This window comes from Peptoniphilus sp. (assembly GCF_050943655.1).
Lineage (GTDB): Bacteria > Bacillota > Clostridia > Tissierellales > Peptoniphilaceae > Peptoniphilus_A.
Map to the genome: position 1 here is coordinate 1 of NZ_JBMNPQ010000087.1, position 5,396 is coordinate 5,396.

The 5,396-nt window shown below is 34.9% G+C and carries 6 protein-coding genes; all 6 read left to right on the forward strand.

Translation table 11 applies throughout. From position 1 onward, the window contains the following. Positions 1-260: 260 nt before the first annotated feature. From rsxC to ACOX6R_RS07110, 6 genes are read left to right on the forward strand one after another with little or no spacing between them, the layout of a single operon-like run. Entirely contained in the window at positions 261-1,595 is a 1,335-nt protein-coding gene (gene rsxC / locus ACOX6R_RS07085) for an electron transport complex subunit RsxC (RefSeq protein ID WP_433448688.1), read from the forward strand. Positions 1,596-1,605: 10 nt separating this feature from the next. Next, positions 1,606-2,604: an RnfABCDGE type electron transport complex subunit D gene (locus tag ACOX6R_RS07090; protein ID WP_433448690.1), complete on the forward strand. Its 999-nt coding sequence runs from the start codon at positions 1,606-1,608 to the stop codon at positions 2,602-2,604. Then, positions 2,605-3,186, forward strand: coding sequence for an FMN-binding protein (locus ACOX6R_RS07095; protein ID WP_433448692.1), 582 nt, complete (start codon positions 2,605-2,607; stop codon positions 3,184-3,186). Between the two features lie 11 nt (positions 3,187-3,197). After that, a complete protein-coding gene (gene rsxE, locus ACOX6R_RS07100) occupies positions 3,198-3,794 on the forward strand; it encodes an electron transport complex subunit RsxE (protein WP_433448694.1) in 597 nt (198 codons plus the stop codon). Then, positions 3,794-4,372 (forward strand): electron transport complex subunit RsxA, encoded by a 579-nt coding sequence (rsxA, locus tag ACOX6R_RS07105; protein WP_433448696.1) that lies wholly within the window; start codon positions 3,794-3,796, stop codon positions 4,370-4,372. Before rsxE ends, rsxA begins: the two co-directional genes overlap by 1 nt. A gap of 9 nt (positions 4,373-4,381) precedes the next feature. After that, complete coding sequence (locus tag ACOX6R_RS07110) at positions 4,382-5,287, forward strand: RnfABCDGE type electron transport complex subunit B (RefSeq protein WP_433448698.1); 906 nt, start codon at positions 4,382-4,384, stop codon at positions 5,285-5,287. Positions 5,288-5,396: the final 109 nt, after the last annotated feature.

Here is a 5,396-nt window from a genome sequence, read left to right on the forward strand (position 1 = left end):
AAAACTTTAAGTTTTTTCAAAATTATTGAGAAATTTTTTTGATTATTTTTTAAATTTTAATGAAAGATTTAGATAAAAATGAAATTTTATTAGCCATTTTTAATTATTATATATACCTTGTAATCAAGTAATTTAAACATATTTACAGATTTACTTTAAGAAAATTATGCTATTATCATATACTTTAAATAAAATAAGTGTTATAATTATAACAAAAGGTAAAAAAGGCTTTATATAGCCATATAAGGGGTGAATTTTTTATGAGTTCAAGAAATCTCACTTTCTCCGTAGGTGGAGTCCACATGGACGAACACAAAACTTTGACAGAAAAGCTGGCAATAGAAAGGATGCCTAGTCCTGAAATTGTTTACATACCTATGTCACAACATATCGGAGCGCCATGCTCACCTGTTGTTTCCAAGGGAGATTCTGTAAAAGTTGGACAAATAGTGGGTAATTCAGACGCATTTATTTCAGCAGCTGTTCACTCATCTGTATCAGGTACGGTTGAGGATATTAAAAAAATGTATACAGCTGATGGAAGATTCTGTGACTGTGTTGTAATACGTAGTGACGGCAAAGATGAAATGGTTGATAATCTTACTAACTTTAAGGATTATAAGGATCATCCAATTGACGACCTTATTCCATTCATAAAAGAAAAAGGAATTGTTGGTATGGGTGGTGCTGGTTTTCCACTTCATGCAAAACTAAAGAGTGAGGATCCAGTTTTAGATGAATGTATCATCAATGGAGCTGAATGTGAGCCGTTTTTAACTTGCGACCACAGAATCATGTTAGAAAAAACTGAGGAAATTCTAGAAGGATTGGATATTTTCTCTCATTTCTACAACAAGGAAGTTTCTTACATGGCAATCGAAGAAAATAAACCTGATGCCATAGATAAGATGGAAGAGGTAATTAATGCTCATCCAAATTGGAGTCATTTAAAAGTTGTTGGATGTCAAACTAAATATCCACAAGGTGATTCTAAGAGACTTTCAGAGGCAGTTGTGGGAAGAATTGTTCCTCAAAACGGCGTTACTAATGACGTTGGTGTTTTCTTAACTAATGTTGGTACTACTCTTGCTTTTTATGAAGCAGTAATTGAAGGTAGACCATCATATGAAAGGGTTATTACTGTAAGTGGTTCTGGAATTAAAGAACCTAAGAATATTTTAGTAAAAATTGGTACACCAGTGGGAGATATTTTAAAATTCTGTGGTGGAATTAAAGATAATCATGTTGAAATTGTATGTGGTGGACCTATGACAGGTAAATCTGTTTTTGACATGGACTCTCCAATAACTAAAACTACCTCAGGAATATTAGTATTTACTGAAGAAGAAGTAAAACCTAATGTTGAAAGTCCTTGCATCAGATGTTCAAGATGTGTTGATCACTGTCCTGCACATATTAATCCGACAGACATCAACCATGCTATTTTAAAGGGCAATGTAGATCTTTGTATTGAACTTCACGCAGATCAATGCATGGAATGTGGAATTTGTTCTTTCGTTTGTCCTGCTAAGAGACATTTGACTGCATCTGTTAAGTTAGCTAAACGTGAAATTCGTGCTAATGCAAAGAAGTAGGAGGTAGGATATGGAAAATAAAATGAAAAATCAGCCTATGAATGCAAATGCAGCACACTATGTATCACTTGCACCTCACATTAGAGCAAATGATACTGTTTCTAAGATAATGTTAGATGTAATCATTGCACTTGTTCCTGCTATGATTGCTGCAGTATACTTTTTTGGCTTAAGATCATTATTATTAATTTGTACTTGTGTAATTTCTTGTGTAGTTACTGAGTATGTTACTCAAAAAGCTCTTAAGAAGACTATTCAAGTAAGAGATTTGTCAGCAGTTGTTACTGGTATTTTAATCGCACTTAACTTACCTGTTGAGTTTCCAATCTGGATGGCAATTTTTGGTTCAGTTTTTGCAATATTAATTGTAAAAGAATGTTTTGGTGGAATTGGTTTTAACTTTATGAATCCGGCTTTGGCAGCAAGGCTTGTACTTATGGCATCATGGGCAAAGAATATGACTGCTTATGTGTCACCAGAGATGATTAAACAAGGTCTTACAACTTCTGCTACACTTGATGCAGCAACTTATGCAACTCCACTTCAACAAATCAGTTCTGGTGCTTTTGATAGTCTGCCAGCTCTTTCTGATATGTTTATCGGAAACATTGGCGGAGTATTGGGAGAAACTTCTGCACTTGCACTTATTATTGGATTTATTTATTTAGTTGCAAGAAAAGTTATTTCTTGGGAAATTCCAGTTATTTATGTTGCTGTAACAGCAATATTTTTACCAATCCTAGGTATTCCAATGGCTTATGTTCCACACGAACTTTTAGCTGGAGGACTTATGCTTGGTGCAATATTTATGGCAACTGACTATACAACTAATCCTATAAATAGAAAAGGTAGAATTATTTTTGCAATAGGTTGTGGATTTTTGACTGCGCTTATTAGAGTTAAGGCTTCACTTCCTGAAGGGGTTTCATACGCAATATGTCTAATGAACCTTGCAACACCTTTAATCGATAAGTTAACTAAAACTGAAGCTTATGGGGAGGCGAAATAGATGAAAGAACCTGTTAAATTTGGTATTATACTTCTTGTTTTTTGTGCTGTTTCTGCTGGACTTTTAGCTTATGTAAATGGTTTAACTGCTCCTGTTATAGCAGAGGCTGAATTTCAAAAAGCAGTAAACTCTTACGAAGAAATCTTCGGAGATGAAGCTGACAATTTTGATCAGTTAGACGAAGCGAAGATGGCTCAAATTAAAGAAAAACATCCAAAAGTTGAAAAAATCTTCGTTGCTAAAAAAGGTGACGAGGTAGTTGGATACGGAATAAATATTGAATCAAACGGTTTTGGTGGAGCTATGACTAACGCTCTTGGATTTTTAATCGAAGGACAAAAAATTGCCGGATTTAGAAATATTTCCAACCAAGAAACAAGTGGTTACGGTTCTAGAATTGAAACTGAAGAATATTATCCATCATATGAAGGCAAATCAGCAGCTGGAGAACTTACAATCAGTAAAGATCCAAAGGCTGAGAACGAAGTAATGTGGCTTACATCTGCAACAGTTTCATCTAAGGGAGTACTTGAAGGTGCAAACGAAGCTGTAGCAGTTTTTCAAGAACTTATAAATGAATAGGGGGTAGGGTTATGAAATTAAGTAAAGTTTTTTCTGACGGCGCTTTTAAGAACAATCCCGTATTCATACAACTAATAGGGCTTTGTTCAGTACTTGCCATTACAAATAATGTTACTAACTCACTTGCAATGGGACTTGCCGTTACTTTCGTATTAATAATGAGTAACGCAGTAGTTTCACTACTTAGAAATATTATTCCTGATAAAATAAGAATCCCATGTTTCATCGTTGTAATCGCAACTTTCGTAACATTGGTACAAATGATACTTCAAGCTTATTCACCAGCTATTTACAGTGCGCTTGGAATTTTCCTTCCACTAATCGTTGTAAACTGCTGTATATTAGGTGAAGCTGAAGGTTTCGCATACAAAAACAAACTTGTTCCATCAATTGTAGATGGTTTCGGAACAGGAATTGGTTACTTAATCGCTGTTCTATCAATGGGTATTGTTAGAGAATTTTTCGGAAACGGTACATTATTCGACAAACAAATTTTGCCAGAGGCATTTCCAGGAATAGGAATTATGAAGGCACCTGCCGGAGCATTTATTCTTCTTGGATTTTTAATCGCTGGTTTTAGACGTATATTAAGTAGGAGGGCAGACTGATGTTACAAAGTATTTTTACAATTTTAGTATCGACAATACTTGTTAATAACTATATATTTGCTCAGTTCTTGGGTATCTGTCCATTTTTAGGTGTTTCATCAAAAACTGATACAGCTATGGGAATGGGAGTTGCAGTAACATTTGTAGTTGTGCTTGCTTCTGCTATTACATGGGTGATTCAAACTTTTGTACTTGATAGATTTGGACTTGGATATTTACAAACAATTGCATTTATTCTTGTAATTGCTTCTTTAGTTCAATTCGTAGAGATGTTTATCAAAAAATCATCTCCTTCACTATATCAAGCCATGGGTGTTTACTTACCACTGATTACAACAAACTGTATGGTACTTGGTGTAACAGTTCTTAATGTTCAAAATGGTTATAACTTGATTGAAACTGTATTTAGTGGATTTGGAGCTTCTGTAGGTTTTACATTAGCACTTGTTCTAATCGCAGCTTTGAGAGAAAAGCTTGCACTTGCTGATGTTCCTAAAGCACTTCAAGGTGTTCCTATTGCACTAGTAAGTGCCGGATTAATGGCAATTGCCTTCTCCGGTTTCGGCGGATTAGTATAGGAGGGTTGAATAGATATGAATACAATACTTACCCCCATAATTTTCTTAGGGATAGTAGGCGCATTCTTTGGAGTTATTCTTTCAATCGCATCAAAGGTTTTTGCAGTTGAAGTTGACCCTAAAGTTATAGAAGTTAGAAATGCACTACCTGGCGCAAACTGTGGTGCTTGTGGTTATCCAGGATGCGACGGACTTGCTGAAGCAATCGTAGCTGGAAACGCTCCAACTAATGGCTGTCTAATCGGCGGAGCTGATTGTGCAGAAAAAGTTAGTGAAATCATGGGCGTTAACGCAGCTAATGTTGAAAGACAAGTTGCGACAGTTCTTTGTCAAGGAGACTGCGACAAAGCTAAAAATAAATATGATTACAACGACCTTAAAGACTGTAGACTTATGGCAGATTTTCAACAAGGTGCAAAATCTTGTAGCTATGGTTGCTGTGGTGGCGGAACATGTGTAAGTGTATGTGAATTTGACGCAATCCATATGGTAAATGGCGTTGCTGTAGTTGACAAAGACAAATGTGTTACTTGTATGAAATGTATTAAGATTTGTCCAAAGAACATCATCAAACTTGTTCCATATAAAGCAAAGACAGTTGTTAAATGTCAATCATATGATCCAGGAAAAGTTGTTAGAACTAGCTGTGATATTGGATGTATCTCTTGTGGACTTTGCGAAAGAAATTGTCCAAAAGATGCAATTCACGTAAAAGACAACTTGGCATCAATTGATTACGACAAATGTATCAATTGCGGAATTTGTGTTTCTAAATGTCCTACTGGAGCTATTTTCTGTGAATATCCTGAAAGAGTAGAAAAAATGAAGGAAAGAGAAAAAGCTAAGAAGGAAAAAGAAAAACAAGAAAAAATAAAAGCTGCTCAGCTTAAAAAAGATTTAGAAAAACAAAATTAATTATAAAATTTTTGGCTGTATCTTTTGATGCAGCCTTTTTTATATTATAATAGAAGCAGTTAGTTAAAGCTTTACAAGAATATGACACGCAGGAAAAATTTTTTAGATT

Bases quoted from the DNA above. Each gene is read 5' to 3' on its own strand.
- rsxC (WP_433448688.1), top strand. From the start codon at position 261: ATGAGTTCAAGAAATCTCACTTTCTCCGTAGGTGGAGTCCACATGGAC.
- rsxE (WP_433448694.1), top strand. From the start codon at position 3,198: ATGAAATTAAGTAAAGTTTTTTCTGACGGCGCTTTTAAGAACAATCCC.
- ACOX6R_RS07090 (WP_433448690.1), top strand. From the start codon at position 1,606: ATGGAAAATAAAATGAAAAATCAGCCTATGAATGCAAATGCAGCACAC.
- ACOX6R_RS07095 (WP_433448692.1), top strand. From the start codon at position 2,605: ATGAAAGAACCTGTTAAATTTGGTATTATACTTCTTGTTTTTTGTGCT.
- rsxA (WP_433448696.1), top strand. From the start codon at position 3,794: ATGTTACAAAGTATTTTTACAATTTTAGTATCGACAATACTTGTTAAT.